Source organism: Streptomyces sp. NPDC001890 (assembly GCF_042891445.1).
Classification (GTDB): domain Bacteria; phylum Actinomycetota; class Actinomycetes; order Streptomycetales; family Streptomycetaceae; genus Streptomyces.
Genome location: NZ_JBIATE010000003.1, coordinates 635,261 through 652,579, shown reverse-complemented (window position 1 = coordinate 652,579; position 17,319 = coordinate 635,261). Strand labels below are relative to the sequence as shown.

Annotated in this window: 17 protein-coding genes; 7 read left to right on the top strand and 10 right to left on the bottom strand. The window is 70.6% G+C overall.

Features of this window, described 5'->3' with window-relative positions; translation table 11 throughout:
* Positions 1-4: 4 nt before the first annotated feature.
* From ACFYY1_RS14320 to ACFYY1_RS14305, 4 genes are all read right to left on the bottom strand, one after another.
* Positions 5-1,021: a hypothetical protein gene (locus tag ACFYY1_RS14320; RefSeq protein ID WP_388584556.1), complete on the bottom strand. Its 1,017-nt coding sequence runs from the start codon at positions 1,019-1,021 to the stop codon at positions 5-7.
* A 94-nt stretch (positions 1,022-1,115) separates the two neighbouring features.
* Positions 1,116-2,105 carry an ABC transporter substrate-binding protein gene (locus ACFYY1_RS14315; RefSeq protein WP_388584554.1) on the bottom strand — a complete coding sequence of 330 codons (990 nt, stop codon included), beginning with the start codon at positions 2,103-2,105 and terminating at the stop codon, positions 1,116-1,118.
* Positions 2,106-2,199: 94 nt separating this feature from the next.
* Positions 2,200-2,874 (bottom strand): ABC transporter permease, encoded by a 675-nt coding sequence (locus ACFYY1_RS14310; RefSeq protein ID WP_388584552.1) that lies wholly within the window; start codon positions 2,872-2,874, stop codon positions 2,200-2,202.
* Between the two features lie 3 nt (positions 2,875-2,877).
* Positions 2,878-3,588 carry an ABC transporter permease gene (locus tag ACFYY1_RS14305; protein WP_388584550.1) on the bottom strand — a complete coding sequence of 237 codons (711 nt, stop codon included), beginning with the start codon at positions 3,586-3,588 and terminating at the stop codon, positions 2,878-2,880.
* Between the two features lie 130 nt (positions 3,589-3,718).
* Between ACFYY1_RS14305 and ACFYY1_RS14300 the strand changes: the two genes are divergently transcribed.
* On the top strand, positions 3,719-4,933 hold the full coding sequence (locus ACFYY1_RS14300) for an ABC transporter ATP-binding protein (RefSeq protein ID WP_388584548.1): 1,215 nt from the start codon (positions 3,719-3,721) through the stop codon (positions 4,931-4,933).
* A 20-nt stretch (positions 4,934-4,953) separates the two neighbouring features.
* Here the strand turns inward: ACFYY1_RS14300 and ACFYY1_RS14295 are convergent, their stop codons facing one another.
* Positions 4,954-6,078, bottom strand: coding sequence for an alpha/beta hydrolase (locus ACFYY1_RS14295; RefSeq protein WP_388584545.1), 1,125 nt, complete (start codon positions 6,076-6,078; stop codon positions 4,954-4,956).
* A 137-nt stretch (positions 6,079-6,215) separates the two neighbouring features.
* On the opposite strand from ACFYY1_RS14295, the gene ACFYY1_RS14290 reads away from it, so the two are divergent.
* The 6 genes from ACFYY1_RS14290 to ACFYY1_RS14265 all read left to right on the top strand — a co-directional run bounded on the left by ACFYY1_RS14290 (position 6,216) and on the right by ACFYY1_RS14265 (position 11,161).
* On the top strand, positions 6,216-8,087 hold the full coding sequence (locus tag ACFYY1_RS14290; RefSeq protein ID WP_388584542.1) for a phosphatidylglycerol lysyltransferase domain-containing protein: 1,872 nt from the start codon (positions 6,216-6,218) through the stop codon (positions 8,085-8,087).
* Positions 8,088-8,181: 94 nt separating this feature from the next.
* On the top strand, positions 8,182-8,979 hold the full coding sequence (gene folP / locus ACFYY1_RS14285; RefSeq protein WP_388584724.1) for a dihydropteroate synthase: 798 nt from the start codon (positions 8,182-8,184) through the stop codon (positions 8,977-8,979).
* Positions 8,976-9,458: a nuclear transport factor 2 family protein gene (locus ACFYY1_RS14280; RefSeq protein ID WP_388584539.1), complete on the top strand. Its 483-nt coding sequence runs from the start codon at positions 8,976-8,978 to the stop codon at positions 9,456-9,458. Before folP ends, ACFYY1_RS14280 begins: the two co-directional genes overlap by 4 nt.
* 201 nt (positions 9,459-9,659) lie before the next feature.
* Positions 9,660-10,019 (top strand): dihydroneopterin aldolase, encoded by a 360-nt coding sequence (gene folB / locus ACFYY1_RS14275; protein ID WP_266731883.1) that lies wholly within the window; start codon positions 9,660-9,662, stop codon positions 10,017-10,019.
* Positions 10,016-10,627: a 2-amino-4-hydroxy-6-hydroxymethyldihydropteridine diphosphokinase gene (folK, locus tag ACFYY1_RS14270; RefSeq protein ID WP_388584536.1), complete on the top strand. Its 612-nt coding sequence runs from the start codon at positions 10,016-10,018 to the stop codon at positions 10,625-10,627. The genes folB and folK overlap by 4 nt, the downstream gene beginning before the upstream one ends.
* A 51-nt stretch (positions 10,628-10,678) precedes the next feature.
* Entirely contained in the window at positions 10,679-11,161 is a 483-nt protein-coding gene (locus tag ACFYY1_RS14265; RefSeq protein WP_388584533.1) for a DUF3180 domain-containing protein, read from the top strand.
* A 44-nt stretch (positions 11,162-11,205) separates the two neighbouring features.
* Here ACFYY1_RS14265 and folE read toward each other — a convergent pair whose 3' ends face one another.
* The 5 genes from folE to ACFYY1_RS14240 form a co-directional block, all read right to left on the bottom strand.
* A complete protein-coding gene (folE, locus tag ACFYY1_RS14260) occupies positions 11,206-11,811 on the bottom strand; it encodes a GTP cyclohydrolase I FolE (protein ID WP_388584530.1) in 606 nt (201 codons plus the stop codon).
* Between the two features lie 152 nt (positions 11,812-11,963).
* Positions 11,964-13,994, bottom strand: a complete 2,031-nt coding sequence (gene ftsH / locus ACFYY1_RS14255; RefSeq protein WP_388584527.1) for an ATP-dependent zinc metalloprotease FtsH — start codon at positions 13,992-13,994, stop codon at positions 11,964-11,966.
* Between the two features lie 228 nt (positions 13,995-14,222).
* Complete coding sequence (gene hpt, locus ACFYY1_RS14250; protein WP_072487175.1) at positions 14,223-14,762, bottom strand: hypoxanthine phosphoribosyltransferase; 540 nt, start codon at positions 14,760-14,762, stop codon at positions 14,223-14,225.
* Between the two features lie 100 nt (positions 14,763-14,862).
* A complete protein-coding gene (gene tilS, locus ACFYY1_RS14245; RefSeq protein ID WP_388584524.1) occupies positions 14,863-15,945 on the bottom strand; it encodes a tRNA lysidine(34) synthetase TilS in 1,083 nt (360 codons plus the stop codon).
* Positions 15,946-16,144: 199 nt separating this feature from the next.
* Positions 16,145-17,278 carry a zinc-dependent metalloprotease gene (locus ACFYY1_RS14240; protein WP_388584521.1) on the bottom strand — a complete coding sequence of 378 codons (1,134 nt, stop codon included), beginning with the start codon at positions 17,276-17,278 and terminating at the stop codon, positions 16,145-16,147.
* Between the last annotated feature and the right edge of the window lie 41 nt (positions 17,279-17,319).

The window sequence follows — 17,319 nt, the reverse complement described above, 5'->3', positions numbered from 1 at the left end:
CTGCCTACGAGATCGCGCTGCGCAGCTCCACCATGTCCAGCTGCTCGGTGTCGTCGTGCGCGGTCAGGTCGATGACCTCGCCGACGGCCCGGTTCTCGGCCTTGCCCGTGCGGTGCGCGGCCAGTGCCTCCTCGCCCACCACGTCGGCGAGGTCCTCGTTCTGCACGGACTCGATCGCGGCGCGCGCCGCCTTCTGCGTCCCGAAGAAGTCGAAACTGCCCTGCGGCACCGGTTGGCGGCGGGAGGCCGTGTACGGGGCGACGGCGGTGGCGGCCGGTGCGGTGCGTGCCGGGGGCAGCGCGGCGGACGGGCGGGGCGCGGGCAGCGGGGTCGGCGGGCGCAGGTGCTGCGCGCCGGTCCGGTCCTCGGCCGCGGCGTGCCTGCCCCGCTGGTCCTCCGCCTCCTGGGACCGCTCGGCGAGATCACGCTTCCTGGCCTGCTCGGCGGTGCGCCGCGCCTCCTGGAGCGCCCCGTTGCGGGAGAGGTCCTCCAGCGCCTGGGCGGCCCGCAGATAGGCGGCGGGCGTCGGGGTGCTGCGCGCGGCGGGCAGTTCCCGGGGTGTGGCGGCGGCTTCGAGCGCGAGCTGCCTGCGGCCCTCCAGCGCGCTGGCCCGCTCGGTCTCGGCGGTGGCGTACCGGCGCAGCAGCGCGGCGTGCTCGCCGCGCAGGTTGGCGAGCTCCACGCGCTTGCGGCGCAGCTTCGTCTCCAGCCGGGTGCGCAGCTCCCGCGACTCCTCCAGGTCGGACTCCAGCTCGGCGATCCGCTCCTCGGCCCGCCACTCGTCGCCGGCGCGGGCCCGTGTCAGCTCCGCGACCCGGCGGCCGGCTTCCCGGTCCCAGCTGCGCATCAGATACGCACCGGTCACGGCGGCGGCTGCCGCGGCGGCCGCCAGACCGCGCAGGACCAGGGGTTCGGCGAGCAGCCAGGTGCTTCCGGCACAGAGGACCGAGACTCCGACGACTGCCGACGGCGGAAGGATTCTGTGCAGAGGTGGCGAATGGCGATGACGTCCACGTGGCATGGCCTGAAATTTACCGTGTGTACGGGGCACTTGGGGGGCCGCCCGGCAATCTGTTCCCTCCCGGTTACCTGACGGCCCCCATTCCCCCCGATTCCTACTTCTCGATGAGGCTCTTCGAGCGCAGATAGTCCTTGGCCACATCCGCGGGCTTTGCGCGCTCCGCGTCGACCTTGCGGTTCAGTTCCGCCAGATCTTCGGTGGTGAGCGCCTTGGTGAGCTTGCCGAGCGCGTCGGCAATGTCCTGCGAACCGGCGTCCTCGGCATTGACGACCGGCAGCACGTTGTCGGCGTTCTGGAGCTTCTTGTCGTCCTCCAGGAACACCAGGCCATAGCTGTCCAGCACCGCGTCCGTGGTGGTGGTGAGGACCAGCTGGTCCTTGCCGTCCTTGACCGCCTGCTTGGACTGCGGCGTACCGACTCCCTTGGGGTCGATTCCGGTGACGTCGATGCCGTACGTCTTCTTCAGACCGGGTGCGCAGAACGGCCGCACCTCGCACTCGTCACCCGCCGCGATCTTCACCGCGACCTTCGACCTGCCGAGGTCCGAAAGGGTCTTGAGCTTGTTCTTCGCGGCGAATTCCTTCGTCACCGCGAAGGCGTTCTGGTCGACGGCCGCACCCGCCGGGAGCACCTTCAGTCCGCGCGGAGCGGCGAGCTTCTCCAGCGCGGCGACCGTGGCCGCCGCGTCACCGGAGGCGACCGGCGCCTTCTCGGCCTTCTTCGCGCCGTTCACCTTGGCATTGAGGAATTCGGCGATCGTCGCGGCGTATTCGGGGACGACATCGATCTCGCCCTTCTCCAGGGACGGCTCGTACAGTTCCCGGTTCGCCACCGTGGTGATCGAGGTGCGGTATCCGGCGTCGCCCAGGACCTGCGCGTACAGCTCCGCGAGCACCTTGGACTCGGTGAAGGAGGCCGCGCCGACGACGAGCGACCCCTTCTTGCCGGAGCCCGAGCCGCCGGCGGATGCCGAGCCCGCCCTGTCCTTGTCCTTCTCCAGGCTGTCGCCGCCGCAGGCGGCGAGCGAGCCGGCCAGCGCGACCATGCCGATGACCGCGCCGGCCATACGCGAGGTCTTGCTCATTGTTGTTCTCCGTCCACAGCAACAGGTCTGAAATCTGAATGGGATGGGATCCGGGAATCGGGGACCGGAGGCTCCGCCCGGCCGTCACGCGCCGTCAGGCCGTCCGGCGGCGGCGCAGCGGTGACAGCAGCCGGTCCAGGCCCACCAGCACCGCCTCCACCAGCAGCGCGAGCACGGCGACCAGCACCGCCCCCGCGACCACCTGCGGTGTGTCGTACGTGTTGAACCCGGCGGTGATGATCCGGCCGAGGCCGCCCTGGCCGACCATCGCGGCGATCGTCGCCGTGGCGACCACCTGGACCGCGGCGGAGCGCAGCCCGGTCATGATCATCGGGTAGGCCAGCGGCAGCTCGACCCGCACGAAGAGCTGCCGGCCGGACATCCCCATGCCGCGCGCCGCCTCCGTCACCGACCGGTCGACCTCCGTCATCCCGACGTAGGCGTTGGTCAGCAGCGGCGGCACGGCGAACAGCACCAGCGCGATGACCGTCGGCACGTATCCGGCGTTGCGCAGCGGCGAGACCATGAAGAGGGCCAGCACCGCGAAGACCGGGACCGCCCGCCCCACGTTGGAGAGGTTGACCGCCAGCGCGCCCCCCTTCCCGATGTGACCGAGGTACAGCGCGACCGGCAGCGCGATCGCGCACGCCAGGGCGAGCGCGACGCCGCTGACGTACAGATGCTCGGCCAGCCGGTGGGCCGCCCCGCTCTCCCCCGACCAGTTCGCGCCGGTGGTGAGCCAGGTCCAGGCCTCGCCGAGAACTCCCATGGGTCAGACCGCCTTCGCCACGGTGTCCACGCCCGGATGCGCGGCGCGTATGCGGGTCCAGGGGGTCAACAGCCGCTGCACACCGAGCAGCAGCAGATCCGCGACGACCGCGAGCAGCACGCACAGGACCGAGGCCGTGAGCACCTGGGCCTTGAAGAAGCTGGGGAGCGCGTCGCCTATGAGATTGCCGAGGCCGCCCCTGCCGATGATCGAGCCGACCGTCGTCAGCGCGATCGTCGACACCGTGGCGATCCGCACGCCCGCCATCAACGCGGGCATCGCCAGCGGCAGTTCGACCTCCCACAGCAGCCGGACCGGCCCGTACCCCATCCCCTTCGCGGCTTCCTTCGCCTCCCGGGGAACGGCTTCGAGGCCCGCCAGGATGTTCCGCACGAGGATGGTCAGCGAATACAGCACCAGACCGGTGACCACCAGCGCGGCGGAGAGCCCGAACAGCGGCAGCAGCAGCGAGAACATGGCGAGCGAGGGCACGGTGTAGAGCACCGTGGTCAGCCCGAGCACCGGCCCGGCGAACCGGCGGCCGCGGCGTGCGAGCAGCGCCAGCGGAAAGGCCACCAGGAGTCCGATCACCACCGATACCGCGGTGATCCAGATGTGCTGGACCGTCGCATCGGTCAACTCCTGGCTGCGGGAACGCAGATACTCCCCGCAGATCCAGTCGTTCGTCACCAGGCAGTTCTGTCCCGCGGCCATCCGTCCCCACCTCCCGGTCAGCGTCTCGTACGTATGTATGGGCGACCCTATCCTCGACCACTGACAATCGCGGGGGCCGTTGTATTTCAGCAACACGTCCTTCACAGAACACGCGTCACAATGGGGAACCATGATCCGTTTCGAGCACGTCACCAAGCGGTACGCGGACGGCACCACCGCCGTCGACGACCTTTCCTTCGAGGTCGCCGAGGGTGAACTGGTCACGCTCGTCGGACCGTCGGGGTGCGGCAAGACGACCACCATGAAGATGGTGAACCGGCTGATCGAACCGACCGAGGGGCGGATATTCCTCGACGGGGACGACATATCCGCCATCGACCCCGTCCGACTGCGCCGCCGTATCGGATATGTGATCCAGCAGGTGGGGCTCTTCCCGCACCGTACGGTCCTGGAGAACACCGCGACCGTTCCTCATCTCCTGGGCTGGAAACGGGGAAAGGGGCGTGAACGCGCGGCGGAACTCCTCGACCTTGTCGGACTTGATCCTTCCGTTTATGGCGACCGCTATCCGGAACAGCTCTCCGGCGGTCAGCGCCAACGCGTCGGGGTGGCAAGGGCACTTGCCGCGGACCCGCCGGTCCTGCTGATGGACGAGCCTTTCGGCGCGGTCGACCCGGTCGTCCGTGAACGGCTGCAGAACGAATTCCTGAAACTTCAGGAACAGGTCCGTAAAACCGTCCTGTTCGTCACGCACGACATCGAGGAGGCCGTCCGGCTCGGCGACCGGATCGCCGTCTACGGGCAGGGCTCCATCGAGCAGTTCGACTCCCCGGCCACCGTGCTCGGCGCGCCCGCCACCCCGTACGTCGCGGACTTCGTCGGCGCCGACCGCGGCCTCAAGCGGCTCTCCGTCACCCCCGTCGAGGAGGGCGACCTCGACCAGCCGCCCGTCGTCCACCTCGACGACTCCCTGGCCGCGGCGACCGAGCGGCTGCGGGCCGAAGGCGCGCGCTGGGCCGTCGTGCTGGACGGCCAGGACAATCTGCACGGCTGGATCCCGGCCGGCGGATCCGGAGCCGGAGCCGAGGCCGGATCCGGAGCCCGCGCCGGCGGCACGGTGCGCGCGCACGCCCGCCGGATGGAGGCGTGGCTGCCCGTCGGCGCCCCGCTCAAGCAGGCGTTCGCCACCATGCTCCAGCACGACGCGGGCTGGATCGCCGTCATCGACGCAGAGTCCACCGGCCGGTTCCTCGGCGTGCTCACCCCGGCCCGGCTGCACGAGGCGCTGCGCCGCTCGATCGACGCGGACGCCCAGGACGTACCGCGCACCGAGGCGGCGGTCGAGACCGTGGCGAGCGTCGACAGGACGACCACCACCGGGTAGGGCCCGCGGCGGGCCCCGGGTCAGTTCTCGCTGAGCCGGCTGCTCATCCAGTCCAGCGCCGAAGGGATCTCCCGCCGCCAGGTGTTGAAGTTGTGCCCGCCGCTGTCGAGCACGATCGAGGAGACCTGGGCGGGCGACTTCACCTTGGAGATGAACCGCTGCGTGGAGCGGTAGTTCCCCTCGCCCTGCCGGGACGTCGTGACCAGGAAGGACGCGTCGGGCTGTTTCGGCAGGTGGTCCAGGGTCCACATCAGATCGGCCCGGTTGCGGGCCTGCTGGTCGCCCTGGAACAGGTCACCGGTCGTCGGGTCCTCGGCCGCCTCGTAGTACGCGGAGAGCCCGACGCTCGCGGTGAACCGGTCCGGGTGGTGGAGGCCGATCTTCAACGCGCAGTAACCGCCGGTCGAATTGCCCATGATCCCCCAGTTGTGGGCCAGTCTGCCGACCCGGTACACGTCCGAGACCACGTCCGGCAGATCCTCCGCGAGGAACGTCTCGGTCTGCGGCCCGCCCTTGATGTCCACGCACTCGGTGTCCCGCGGCGGCGCCAGCGTCGGCCGCAGCATCACCAGGATCATCGGCTGCGCCTTGCCCGCCTTCACCCGGTCGTGCGCCGTCCGCGGATAGTCGAGGCCCTTCAGGAGGTTCTCCGGGATGCCCGGGTAGCCGGTGAGGACCACCACGGCGGGGAACTTCCGGTGCGCGAACGCCGGCTGGAAGTACTCGGGCGGGAGGTACACGTACGCCGAGCTCTCGATCCCCGAGCGCCGGCCCGAGATCACGACCTTGTCGATCCGCCCGCTCTTCGCCGGCCGCGAGGCGCCCGGCACGTCCGGCAGCTGCATCCCGACCCGGACGATGTTCTTGGCCGCCAGCGTCCCGGCCGCGTGGTCCGTGACGACGCCCAGGTCCTGCTTCCGGCCGAACAGGTCGGCCCACGACCCGTAGAAGAGGAAGGAGTTGTTGGCCAGCAGACCGACCGAGGAGAAGACCATCACCTGGGTCACCAGCAGCAGGCCGACCCTGCCCAGCACCGCGCGCACGCTGCGACGGGCCAGCCGGGGCCAGAGCCAGATCGTGGCGGCGAAGGACACCACGGCCAGCCCGATGACCAGGCCCAGGAACACATTGCCGGTAAGGCCCATGGGGTGAGCTTTCTTGTCTGGAAATTTCCGGTTCTCGGGTGAACCCCGGCTCCGGAAGCCTCGTCCTACAGGGCGCACATCGTCCGGAGGGCCACGGCCGAAGGACTCAAGAATCTCTCGCGGAACCACGGGAAGCGATGTCTGTCACGCTAGATGGGGATAATTCGGGATCGGTTCCGGGCCCTGTACGCAAGTTCGCGCGCGGTCCGAGCACCGTACGCAAGCTGGTACGCGGCCCGCGCCCCGAATCCGTGCCGACGCTGGTCGGTACCGCCTGCACCGTCGTCGGTCTGATCGATGTCGCCGCAGGCGTCTTCCCGCGCTTCCGGCACAGCCGGATGCACACCCTCGCCGAGGTACTGCCCGGCGCCCTCGGGCCGTTCGCCGCCGCGCTCTCGCTGAGCGCGGGCGTCCTGCTGCTGCTGCTCGCCCACGGCCTCAAGCGGCGCAAGCGGCGGGCCTGGCGGGCCGCCGTCGTCCTGCTGCCGGCCGGTGCGCTGGCGCAGTTCACCTACCGGCACTCGGTCATCGGCACACTCGTCTCGCTGGTGCTCTGCCTGCTGCTGGTCCGCAACCGCGGCGAGTTCGCCGCCCTCCCCGATCCCAGGAGCCGCTGGCGGGCGCTGGCCAACTTCGTGCTCCTCGGCGCGGGTTCGCTGGCCCTCGGACTCGTCGTCGTCAGCGCGCACCCCGGCCGGGTGGTCGGGAGCCCCAGCATCGCCGACCGGCTCCAGCACGTGCTGTACGGAATGCTCGGCTTCGAGGGGCCCGTCGAGTACGCCGGCGACACCTCCTGGACCGTGGCGTACTCCCTCGGCGCCCTCGGTCTGCTCACCGCCGTCACCACCATCTACCTCGCCTTCCGCCCCGAGCACCCGGCGGCCCGCCTCACCGAGGACGACGAGGTCCGGCTGCGCGCCCTGCTGGAGAAGCACGGCGGCCGCGACTCGCTCGGCCACTTCGCGCTCCGCCGCGACAAGGGCGTCGTCTTCTCCCCCAGCGGCAAGGCCGCCGTCTGCTACCGCGTGGTGTCCGGGGTGATGCTGGCCAGCGGCGACCCGATCGGCGACGTGGAGGCATGGCCGGGCGCCATCGAACGGTTCATGGACGAGGCCAGGGCCCACTCCTGGACCCCGGCCGTGATGGGCTGCAGCGAGACCGGCGGCGAGGTCTGGACCCGCGAGACCGGGCTCGACGCCCTGGAACTGGGCGACGAGGCGGTGGTGGACGTCGCGGATTTCTCGCTCGCCGGGCGCGCGATGCGCAACGTACGCCAGATGGTGAAGCGCATTGAACGGCTCGGCTACGAGACCCGGGTCCGGCGCGTGAGCGAGATCGGCGAAGCCGAACTGGCCCGCATCCGCCGCGCCGCCGACGACTGGCGCGGCACCGACAACGAGCGCGGCTTCTCCATGGCGCTGGGCCGGATCGGCGACCCGGCCGACGGGGACTGCGTCGTCGCCACCGCCCACAAGGCCGACGAGCACGCCGACGACTCCCCCTACGGCGACCTGAAGGCCGTGCTCCACTTCGTCCCGTGGGGCCACGACGGCATGTCCCTCGACCTGATGCGCCGCGACCGCTCCGCCGACCCCGGCATGAACGAACTGCTGATCGTCGCCGCCCTCCAGGCGGCCCCCCGGCTCTGCGTCGAGCGCGTCTCGCTGAACTTCGCGATGTTCCGCTCGGCACTCGCCCGGGGCGAGAAGCTGGGCGCCGGACCGGTGCTGCGGACCTGGCGCGGGCTGCTGATCTTCCTCTCGCGCTGGTTCCAGATCGAGTCGCTGTACAAGTTCAACGCCAAGTTCCGCCCCCGCTGGGAGCCCCGCTTCGTCGTCTACCGCACCGCCCGCGACCTGCCCCGCATCTCCCTCGCCGCCATGCAGGCGGAGGGCTTCGTGAGCCTGGCGCTCCCCCGCCCCTTCGCCCGCCGCTTCCCGGCCCCCCGGCCCCGCCCCTGCGCCCACACCGGGGCGCCGGGCGGGGAGCGGCACGCGCGCGCGGCGTAGCTCCGCTCCGTACGGGGCCTACGCTGGTCGCATGAGTACGTTGCGCGGACGAGGTACGGTCCAGGGCCTTCCGGAGTGGGACCGCTGCGCGGTCATGGGTGTCGTGAACGTGACCCCGGACTCCTTCTCCGACGGAGGCCGCTGGTTCGACACCACGGCCGCGGTCAAACACGGCCTCGACCTGGTGGCCCGGGGCGCCGACCTGATCGACGTCGGCGGCGAGTCGACCCGCCCCGGCGCCAGCCGGGTGGACGCGTCGGAGGAGCTGCGGCGCGTGGTCCCGGTGGTCAAGGGCCTGGCCTCCGAAGGGGTCACGGTCTCCGTGGACACCATGCGGGCCCGGGTCGCCGAGGAGGCGGTCGCGGCCGGAGCCGTCCTGGTCAACGACGTGAGCGGCGGCCTCGCCGACCCCGACATGGTCCGGGTCGTCGCCGCGGCCGACGCCCCCTTCGTGGTGATGCACTGGCGCGGCTTCAGCGAGTCCATGAACAGCCGGGCGGTGTACGGGGACGTCGTCGCCGAGGTCGTCGCCGAACTGAGGGAACGGATGGACGCCGTGGTCGCGGGCGGCATCGCCCCGGAACGGATCGTGATCGACCCCGGTCTCGGCTTCGCCAAGGACGCCGCCCACGACCTCGCCCTGGTCGCCCACCTCGACGAGCTGCGCTCCCTGGGCCGCCCGCTGCTGGTCGCCGCCTCCCGCAAGCGCTTCCTCGGCCACGTACTGGCCGGCGAGGGCGCCGCACCGCCGCCCGCCCGCGAACGCGACGCCGCCACCGCGGCGATCTCCGCCCTCTCCGCCCACGCGGGCGCCTGGGCCGTCCGGGTCCACGAGGTACGGGCCACGGCCGACGCCGTACGGGTCGCCCGCGCCGTCGAGGGAGCCGCGTGAGCGGGCCCCGCGACGAACACGCGGAGGCGGCCGCCGACATCGCGGCCGTCGAGCAGGCCAACACGGCCTTCTACGAGGCGATGGAACGCGGCGACCTGGAGGAGCTCTCGGGGCTCTGGCTGCCGGGCGAGGACCTCACCGTCTCCTGCGTCCACCCGGGCTGGCCGGTGCTGACCGGCCGCGGGGAGGTGCTGCGCAGTTACGCGCTGATCATGGCGAACACCGAGTACATCCAGTTCTTCCTGACCGACGTCGGGGTCTCGATGACCGGTGACACGGCCCTGGTGACCTGCACGGAGAACATCCTCAGCGGCGGCCCGGCACAGGACGGCAACGCGCTCGGCCCGCTGGTCGGCCAACTCGTCGTGGCCACCAATGTGTTCCGGCGCACACCCGACGGCTGGAAGCTCTGGTCCCACCACGGCTCGCCCGTACTGACCGAAACCGGTGACGAAGAGGACGAAGAGACCCCCTCCTGACCTGCCGACCGGGCGGTCGCGCCCCCGGACGGGGTTGGAACGGGGCGATGCGGGTATACGCGGCTACCAGTCCGTGAGGCCGCGTCCACGGCCCCCGCGGGCGAGCACTGTCGGTGCTCGCAGGTAGATTCGAAAGAGAGCACCTCGCCGTCCGCACGCGGCCCCGTGTCTCTACGACCAACGACAGCAGGAGTGATTCGCGTGGATCGTGTCGCGCTGCGCGGCCTCAAGGCCCGTGGGCACCATGGCGTCTTTCCCAAGGAACGGGAAGAGGGCCAGACCTTCATCGTGGACCTGGTGCTCGGCCTGGACACCCGCCCCGCGGCAGCCTCCGACGACCTGACGAAGACCGTGCACTACGGCGTCGTCGCGGAGGAAGTCGTCGAAGTGGTGCAGGGCGACCCCGTCGACCTGATCGAGACGCTCGCGGAGCGCATCGCCCAGCAGTGCCTCAAGCACGAAGGAGTCCAGGAGGTGGAGGTCGTGGTGCACAAGCCGGATGCGCCGATCACCGTCCCCTTCGACGATGTGACCATCACCATCACCCGGAGCCGAGTATGACCGCATTTTCCACCGAAGGGCAGAGCGACCCGACCGTCCAGCCGGTGCCCGCCTCCGTGGTCGAGCAGGTCGACGCCGCGGACGTCACCCTCTCCAACCCCAAGCGTGCCGTGATCTCCCTGGGATCCAACCTCGGCAACCGCCTGGAGACCCTCCAGGGCGCCATCGACGCGCTGGAGGACACCCCCGGCCTGCGGGTCAAGGCCGTCTCCCCGGTGTACGAGACGGAGCCCTGGGGCGTCGCCCCCGGCTCCCAGCCCTCGTACTTCAACGCGGTGATCGTCGTGAAGACGACACTCCCCCCGTCCTCCCTCCTGGAGCGCGGCCAGGCCGTCGAGGAGGCCTTCGACCGGGTCCGCGAGGAGCGCTGGGGCCCGCGCACCATAGACGTCGACATCGTGGCGTACGCGGACGTCGTCTCCGACGACCCGGTGCTCACCCTCCCCCACCCCAGGGCCCATGAGCGGTCCTTCGTCCTCGCCCCGTGGCACGACGTCGACCCCGGGGCCCAGCTGCCCGGCGCCGGTCCCGTCGCGGAGCTGCTGGCCGGAGTCGGCCGGGACGGCGTGCTGCTCCGCCCCGATCTGGAACTCCGCCTGCCCGAGTAGTCGTTAGGCTCGACGGAAACTGACCACTGGCGGCGAAGGGCGGATCACTCGGTGAAGCAACTCAGGCTCGGGGTACTGGCCGGCCTCTTCGCCGCTGCCGGGGTGCTCTCCTGGGGCGGCGCCCGCCTCTGGGACTCCCTGGGCAGCCTGCCGAGCGTGCCCCTCGCCGCGCCGATCGTGCTCGCGGTGATCGCCGTCATCCTGCTGGCGACGGCGCTCTCCGTCCGTTCCCGGCTGCGCGCCCAGCGCGAGCGCCGGCCGGGAGCCAAGGGCATCGAGCCGCTGATGGCGGCCCGTGCGGTCGTCTTCGGCCAGGCCAGCGCCCTGGTCGTCTCCCTGGTCGCCGGCATGTACGGCGGCATCGGCGTCTTCCTGCTCGGCTCCCTCGACATCCCGGCCCGCCGCGACCAGGCCATCTACGCGGGCTTCGCCGTCCTGGCAGGCATCGCCGTGGTCGCCGCGGCCCTCTGGCTGGAGCGCATCTGCAAGCTCCCGGACGACGAGGACAACGACAGGAGCTCGGCGGCCGCGTAGGGCCACCGAGCTCCTGTGGTGAGGCTGCTTCCGGCCCGGTCCGGTCAGCGCGCCATGATCAGGCTCATCGCCTCGGCACGCGTCGCCGAGTCACGGAGCTGTCCGCGCACCGCCGAGGTCAGCGTCTTGGCCCCGGGCTTGCGGATCCCGCGCATCGACATGCACATGTGCTCGCACTCGATGACCACGATGACCCCGCGCGGCTCCAGGATCTCCATCAGGGACTCGGCGATCTGCGTGGTCAGCCGCTCCTGGACCTGCGGGCGGCGGGCGTAGACGTCGACCAGCCGGGCCAGCTTGGAAAGACCGGTGATCTTGCCGGTGGTCGCCGGGATGTACCCGACGTGCGCGACGCCCCTGAACGGCACCAGGTGATGTTCACAGGTGCTGAACACTTCGATGTCCTTGACCAGCACCATCTCGTCGTGACCGAGGTCGAACGTGGTCGTCAGGACATCCTCGGGCTCCTGGTGGAGGCCGGCGAATATCTCCTTGTACGCCCGTGCCACCCGCCCCGGCGTCTCGCGCAGTCCCTCGCGGTCCGGGTCCTCGCCCACCGCGATGAGGAGTTCGCGTACGGCGGCCTCGGCCCGCTTCTCGTCGAAGTCGCCGATCGGCCCCTGGCCGTCCAGCGTCACCGGGTCGGTCATCTGTGCCTCGTTCCTCTGAGCTGTCACCCGCGCCATACCTCCGCACGGGCGTACGAAAAAGCCGCGCCCCCACAGGCTAGAACCTGTGGGGGCGCGGCTTCCATTCCGGGCCCGGCACGACCCCGTGAAAGGGGCCACACCGGGGAACGGCATCAGCTCTCGGGCTGGTCCTCCGGGACGACCTCGGTGGCCGGGACGGTGTCCGTGGGGACGGCCGTTCCGTTCGCCGTGGTGGCGCCGTTGGTGAGGGCGAGCTCCTTCGGCGAGAGCACCGGGGGCCGCGTCGAAGGCGTGCGCCGGGCCGAACCGGTCCACGCCGGACGGGACGGGCGCTTCACGATCGGGGCGAAGATCTCGGCGATCTCCTCCTTGCCGAGCGTCTCCTTCTCCAGGAGCTGGAGCACCAGGTTGTCCAGGACGTCGCGGTTCTCGACGAGGATCTCCCACGCGTCGTTGTGGGCGGTCTCGATGAGCTTCTTGACCTCCTCGTCGACCAGGGCCGCGACCTCTTCCGAGTAGTCGCGCTGGTGGCCCATCTCCCGGCCCACGAAGGGCTCGGTGTTGTCGCCGCCGAACTTGATCGCGCCGAGCCGCTCCGTCATGCCGTACTGCGTGACCATCGCGCGGGCCGTTGCGGTGGCCTTCTCGATGTCGTTGGCGGCGCCGGTGGTCGGGTCGTGGAAGACCAGCTCCTCGGCCGCGCGCCCGCCCAGCATGTAGGCCAGCTGGTCGAGCATCTCGTTGCGCGTCGTGGAGTACTTGTCCTCCTCCGGGAGCACCATCGTGTAACCGAGGGCGCGGCCGCGGGAGAGGATCGTGATCTTGTGGACCGGGTCCGCCTGGGGGGAAGCCGCCGCGACCAGGGCGTGTCCGCCCTCGTGGTACGCGGTGATCTTCTTCTCCTTCTCGGACATGATCCGGGTCCGCTTCTGCGGGCCCGCCACGACGCGGTCGATGGCCTCGTCGAGCATCTTGTTGTCGATCAGCTTCAGATTGCCGCGCGCCGTGAGGAGCGCCGCTTCGTTCAGCACGTTCGACAGGTCGGCACCGGTGAAGCCGGGCGTACGACGGGCGACGGCGCCGAGATCGACGTCCTTCGCGACCGGCTTGCCCTTCTGGTGCACCTTGAGGATCTCCAGGCGGCCCTGCATGTCCGGCCGGTCGACCGCGATCTGCCGGTCGAAGCGGCCCGGACGCAGCAGCGCCGGGTCGAGGATGTCCGGCCGGTTCGTGGCGGCGATCAGGATGACGCCGCCCTTCACGTCGAAGCCGTCCATCTCGACGAGCAGCTGGTTCAGCGTCTGCTCGCGCTCGTCGTGCCCGCCGCCCATTCCGGCACCGCGGTGCCGGCCGACGGCGTCGATCTCGTCGACGAAGACGATCGCCGGGGCGTTCGCCTTGGCCTGCTCGAAGAGGTCACGGACCCGGCTGGCACCGACACCGACGAACATCTCGACGAAGTCGGAACCGGAGATCGAGTAGAACGGGACGCCCGCCTCGCCGGCGACGGCGCGCGCGAGCAGCGTCTTGCCCGTACCGGGAGGCCCGTACAGCAGGACGCCCTTGGGAATCTTCGCGCCGACGGCCTGGAACTTCGCCGGCTCCTGGAGGAACTCCTTGATCTCCTGGAGCTCCTCGACGGCCTCGTCCGACCCCGCCACATCGGCGAACGTCGTCTTCGGCGTGTCCTTGGTGATCAGCTTGGCCTTGGACTTCCCGAACTGCATGACCCGGGAGCCGCCGCCCTGCATCTGATTCATCAGGAACAGGAAGACGACCACGATCAGGACGAACGGCAGCAGCGAGAGGAGGATCGAGATGAACGGGGACTGCTTGGACGGCGAGACCGTGTAGCCCTCGTCGATCTTGCCGCTCTCGAACTTCTGCTGCAGCGTGTCCGCGATCTGGACACCCTGGTTGCCGATGTAGCTCGCCTGGAACTTGGTGCCGGACTCGCCCGAGAGCTTCTGGCCCTTCTTCAACTCGATCTTGATGATCTGTTCGTCACCGGTGGTCAGCTTGGCCTGCGCCACCTGGTCCTTGCTGATCGCCTGGATCACCTTGCCGGTGTCCACCGATTTGTAGCCGCCCGACGAGCCGACGACTGTCATCAACACGACCACGGCGAGGACGGCCAGCACGATCCACATGACCGGCCCACGGAAGTATCGCTTCACGTCCATCCATACGGGGCGAATCCGCCCCGTCCCTCCTGCCCGTAGGTAAATGCTGCTGTGAGAAAAGACTGTTCTTCGGACGGTACCCCAGCATTGTCACCCGCGACTGCCGGGGACGTCTGTCAAAACCCGCCTTCGAAGGCTCAACGGCGGGAATCCCGTGAAAGGTTCCCGCCGTCGGCTCCGGTCGGTACGGGCACCGCCGGGGCCGGGCGAAAGGGCGCCGGGCGGAGGTCAGCCCCCGTAGACGTGCGGGGCGAGGGTGCCGACGAAGGGGAGGTTGCGGTACTTCTCGGCGTAGTCGAGCCCGTAGCCGACGACGAATTCGTTGGGGATGTCGAAACCGACCCACTTGCAGTCGAGCGCGACCTTGGCCGCGTCCGGCTTGCGCAGGAGGGTGCAGATCTCCAGGGAGGCGGGCTCGCGCGAGCCGAGGTTCGACATGAGCCACGACAGCGTCAGGCCCGAGTCGATGATGTCCTCGACGATCAGGACGTGCTTGCCCTTGATGTCGGTGTCCAGGTCCTTCAGGATCCGGACCACTCCGGAGGACTGGGTGCCGGCGCCGTACGACGAGACGGCCATCCAGTCCATGGTGACGGGGGTGGACAGCGCGCGCGCCAGGTCCGCCATCACCATCACTGCACCCTTGAGGACGCCGACGATGAGCAGGTCCTTGCCCGCGTACTCCGCGTCGATCTTCGCGGCCAGCTCGACGAGCTTCGCGTCGATCTCTTCCTTGGTGAGGAGCACCGACTGAAGGTCGGTGCCCATGTCCTTCTCGTTCACCCGCGTCTCTTTCTCTGCCTGCCGGGTCCGGGGTGTTGCCCCCGCACCTGCGCGGCCGCTCGCCTGCGTGTCAGCCGCTTGTGCTTCAGCTCTGCCGAATGACCAGTCTGCCACCCTGCCGCATGGCTTCGACGCGTCCGGGCAGGTTGATGGCGCGCTGGCCGCGCCATCCGGTGATCAGACGGTCGACTTCCTCGATGTGCCGGGCGAAGAGCGAACCGGCTGGGGAACCGGCCTCCATGGCGGCCCGGCGCAGGACCCGGCGGCGTACGGCGGGCGGCAGCGCGAACAGCTTGGCGCACTCCAGACGGCCCGCGTCGTCCCGCGCGGCGCGGTCGGCCTCGGCGGCCCAGGTGTCCAGCGCGTCGGCGTCGTCGCGGGAGAGCTGGGCGGTACGGGCCAGGGCCTCGACGACCCCTTTGCCCAGCGCCTTCTCCAGGGCGGGCAGGCCCTCGTGGCGCAGCCGGGAGCGGGTGTAGGCGGGGTCGATGTTGTGCGGGTCGTCCCAGACGGGCAGCGACTGGACGAGGCACGCCTTGCGGGCGGTCTGCCGGTCGAGCTGGAGGAAGGGGCGGCGGTAGCGGCCGGCCGGTCCGGACGCGGCGGCCATGCCGGAGAGCGAGCGGATGCCGGAGCCGCGGGCGAGGCCTAGCAGCACCGTCTCCGCCTGGTCGTCACGGGTGTGCCCGAGCAGGACGGCGGCGGCGCCGTGCCGCTCCGCCGCCGCGTCCAGGGCGGCGTAGCGGGCGTCCCGGGCCGCGGCCTCGGGGCCGCCTTCGTGGCCGACCCGCACGGCGACGGACTCGACCGGGTCGAGGTGCAGGTCGGTGAGGCGGTCCACGACCTCGGCGGCCCGGATGTCGGAGCCGTCCTGGAGGCCGTGGTCGACGGTGATTCCGCCGGCCCGGACGGCGAGTTTGCGGGCCTCGAAGGCGAGGGCCGAGGCGAGGGCCATGGAGTCGGCGCCGCCGGAGCAGGCCACCAGCACCAGTGGGGTGTCGGGGCGCTCGGGGAGTGCGGCGCGCTGCCTGCCCGCACCGGCTTCGGCGAGCTCGGGGTGCGGGGTGCGCCGGGAGAGGTCGGCGCTTCGGATGTGATCGGTGAGTACGTCGTGGAGTACGCGGCGGACCGCCAGGCGTATCGCCGCGACCGCAGGATGGGGACCCATGTCCGGTGCCCTTCATGGAGTTCGGTGAGGTGCCTCGGAGCGGCGGACGGGAAAGTGTGCCGTCACTCAGAGTGCGTCGATGGTGACAGAGGCAAGCCGTCCATCGAGCATTGCACGCCTTCCCATGCCCCTACGGTCCCTCGGATGGGTGATTACCGGCGCGTTCTCATCCTGCCGTCCGCCGTCGGACTGCCCATGATCAGGACTCTGCCCTACGGTGCACCCTCGCGATCCAGTCCGCGGGCTTCGCGATCTCCGCCTTGGTGGGCAGGGTGTTCGGCGAGGTCCAGACCCGGTTGAAGCCGTCCATGCCGACCTCGTCGACCACGGCCCGGACGAACCGTTCGCCGTCGCGGTACTGGCGCAGTTTGGCGTCGAGGCCGAGGAGCTTGCGCAGCGCCTGGTCGAGGCGGCCGGCGCCGCGCGCCCTGCGCTGCTGGAACTTCTCGCGGATCTCGCCGACGGAGGAGACCACCTCGGGGCCGACGCCGTCCATCACGTAGTCGGCGTGGCCTTCGAGCAGGGACATCACGGCGGTGAGCCGGCCGAGGATCTCGCGCTGGGAAGGCGTCTGGACGAGTTCGACCAGGCTGCGGCCGCCGTCCTCGCCCTCCTCGCCCTCGGGGCGCCCCCCGGCCAGGGACTGGGCGGCCTCGCGGAGCCGTTCCAGCACGGTCATCGGGTCGACGTCGGTCTCGTCGAGGAATGACTGGATCTCGCCCTGGAGGTGGTCGCGGAGCCAGGGCACACCGGTGAACTGGGTGCGGTGGGTCTCCTCGTGGAGCGCGACCCAGAGCCGGAAGTCGTGCGGGTCGACCTCCAGTTCACGCTCGACGTGGACGATGTTCGGGGCGACGAGCAGCAGCCTGCCGCCGCCGTCGGCCGAGGCCGGGAGCTCGCGGGTGGCCGGGGCGAACGTCTCGTACTGGCCGAGGACCCGGGAGGCCAGGAACGACAGCAGCATCCCGACCTCGACGCCGGTGACCTTGCCGCCGACGGCGCCGAGCACCGCGCCGCCGGGGCCGCCCGGGCGCCGGTCCTGCATCTTCCCGAGCAGCGGGCGGAGCAGTTCGCGGAAGCCCGCGACATTGGCCTTGATCCAGCCGGCCCGGTCCACGACCAGGACCGGGGTGTCCTCCGGCCGGGTCCCCTCCGGGATCATCCGGGTGAAGGAACGGACGTGCTCCTCCGCGGCCTTGGCATGCCGGCGCAGCTCCGCGACGACTTCGCGGGCCTCCTCGCGGCTGATCTCCGGCCCCGGCCGCACAAGTCGGGTCGCGGTCGCGACCGCGAGATTCCAGTCGACCATCTCGGCACCACCGATGCTCGTCATGCGTCAACCGTACGTGCTCGGGTCGGTCCGCGGTGTGGTGT

Excerpts from the sequence above, each read along its gene's own strand:
- ACFYY1_RS14320 (WP_388584556.1), bottom strand. The coding sequence starts at position 1,021 with ATGCCACGTGGACGTCATCGCCATTCGCCACCTCTGCACAGAATCCTT.
- ACFYY1_RS14315 (WP_388584554.1), bottom strand. The coding sequence starts at position 2,105 with ATGAGCAAGACCTCGCGTATGGCCGGCGCGGTCATCGGCATGGTCGCG.
- ACFYY1_RS14310 (WP_388584552.1), bottom strand. The coding sequence starts at position 2,874 with ATGGGAGTTCTCGGCGAGGCCTGGACCTGGCTCACCACCGGCGCGAAC.
- ACFYY1_RS14305 (WP_388584550.1), bottom strand. The coding sequence starts at position 3,588 with ATGGCCGCGGGACAGAACTGCCTGGTGACGAACGACTGGATCTGCGGG.
- ACFYY1_RS14300 (WP_388584548.1), top strand. The coding sequence starts at position 3,719 with ATGATCCGTTTCGAGCACGTCACCAAGCGGTACGCGGACGGCACCACC.
- ACFYY1_RS14295 (WP_388584545.1), bottom strand. The coding sequence starts at position 6,078 with ATGGGCCTTACCGGCAATGTGTTCCTGGGCCTGGTCATCGGGCTGGCC.
- ACFYY1_RS14290 (WP_388584542.1), top strand. The coding sequence starts at position 6,216 with ATGTCTGTCACGCTAGATGGGGATAATTCGGGATCGGTTCCGGGCCCT.
- folP (WP_388584724.1), top strand. The coding sequence starts at position 8,182 with ATGGGTGTCGTGAACGTGACCCCGGACTCCTTCTCCGACGGAGGCCGC.
- folK (WP_388584536.1), top strand. The coding sequence starts at position 10,016 with ATGACCGCATTTTCCACCGAAGGGCAGAGCGACCCGACCGTCCAGCCG.
- folE (WP_388584530.1), bottom strand. The coding sequence starts at position 11,811 with ATGACCGACCCGGTGACGCTGGACGGCCAGGGGCCGATCGGCGACTTC.
- ftsH (WP_388584527.1), bottom strand. The coding sequence starts at position 13,994 with ATGGACGTGAAGCGATACTTCCGTGGGCCGGTCATGTGGATCGTGCTG.
- hpt (WP_072487175.1), bottom strand. The coding sequence starts at position 14,762 with ATGGGCACCGACCTTCAGTCGGTGCTCCTCACCAAGGAAGAGATCGAC.
- tilS (WP_388584524.1), bottom strand. The coding sequence starts at position 15,945 with ATGGGTCCCCATCCTGCGGTCGCGGCGATACGCCTGGCGGTCCGCCGC.
- ACFYY1_RS14240 (WP_388584521.1), bottom strand. The coding sequence starts at position 17,278 with ATGACGAGCATCGGTGGTGCCGAGATGGTCGACTGGAATCTCGCGGTC.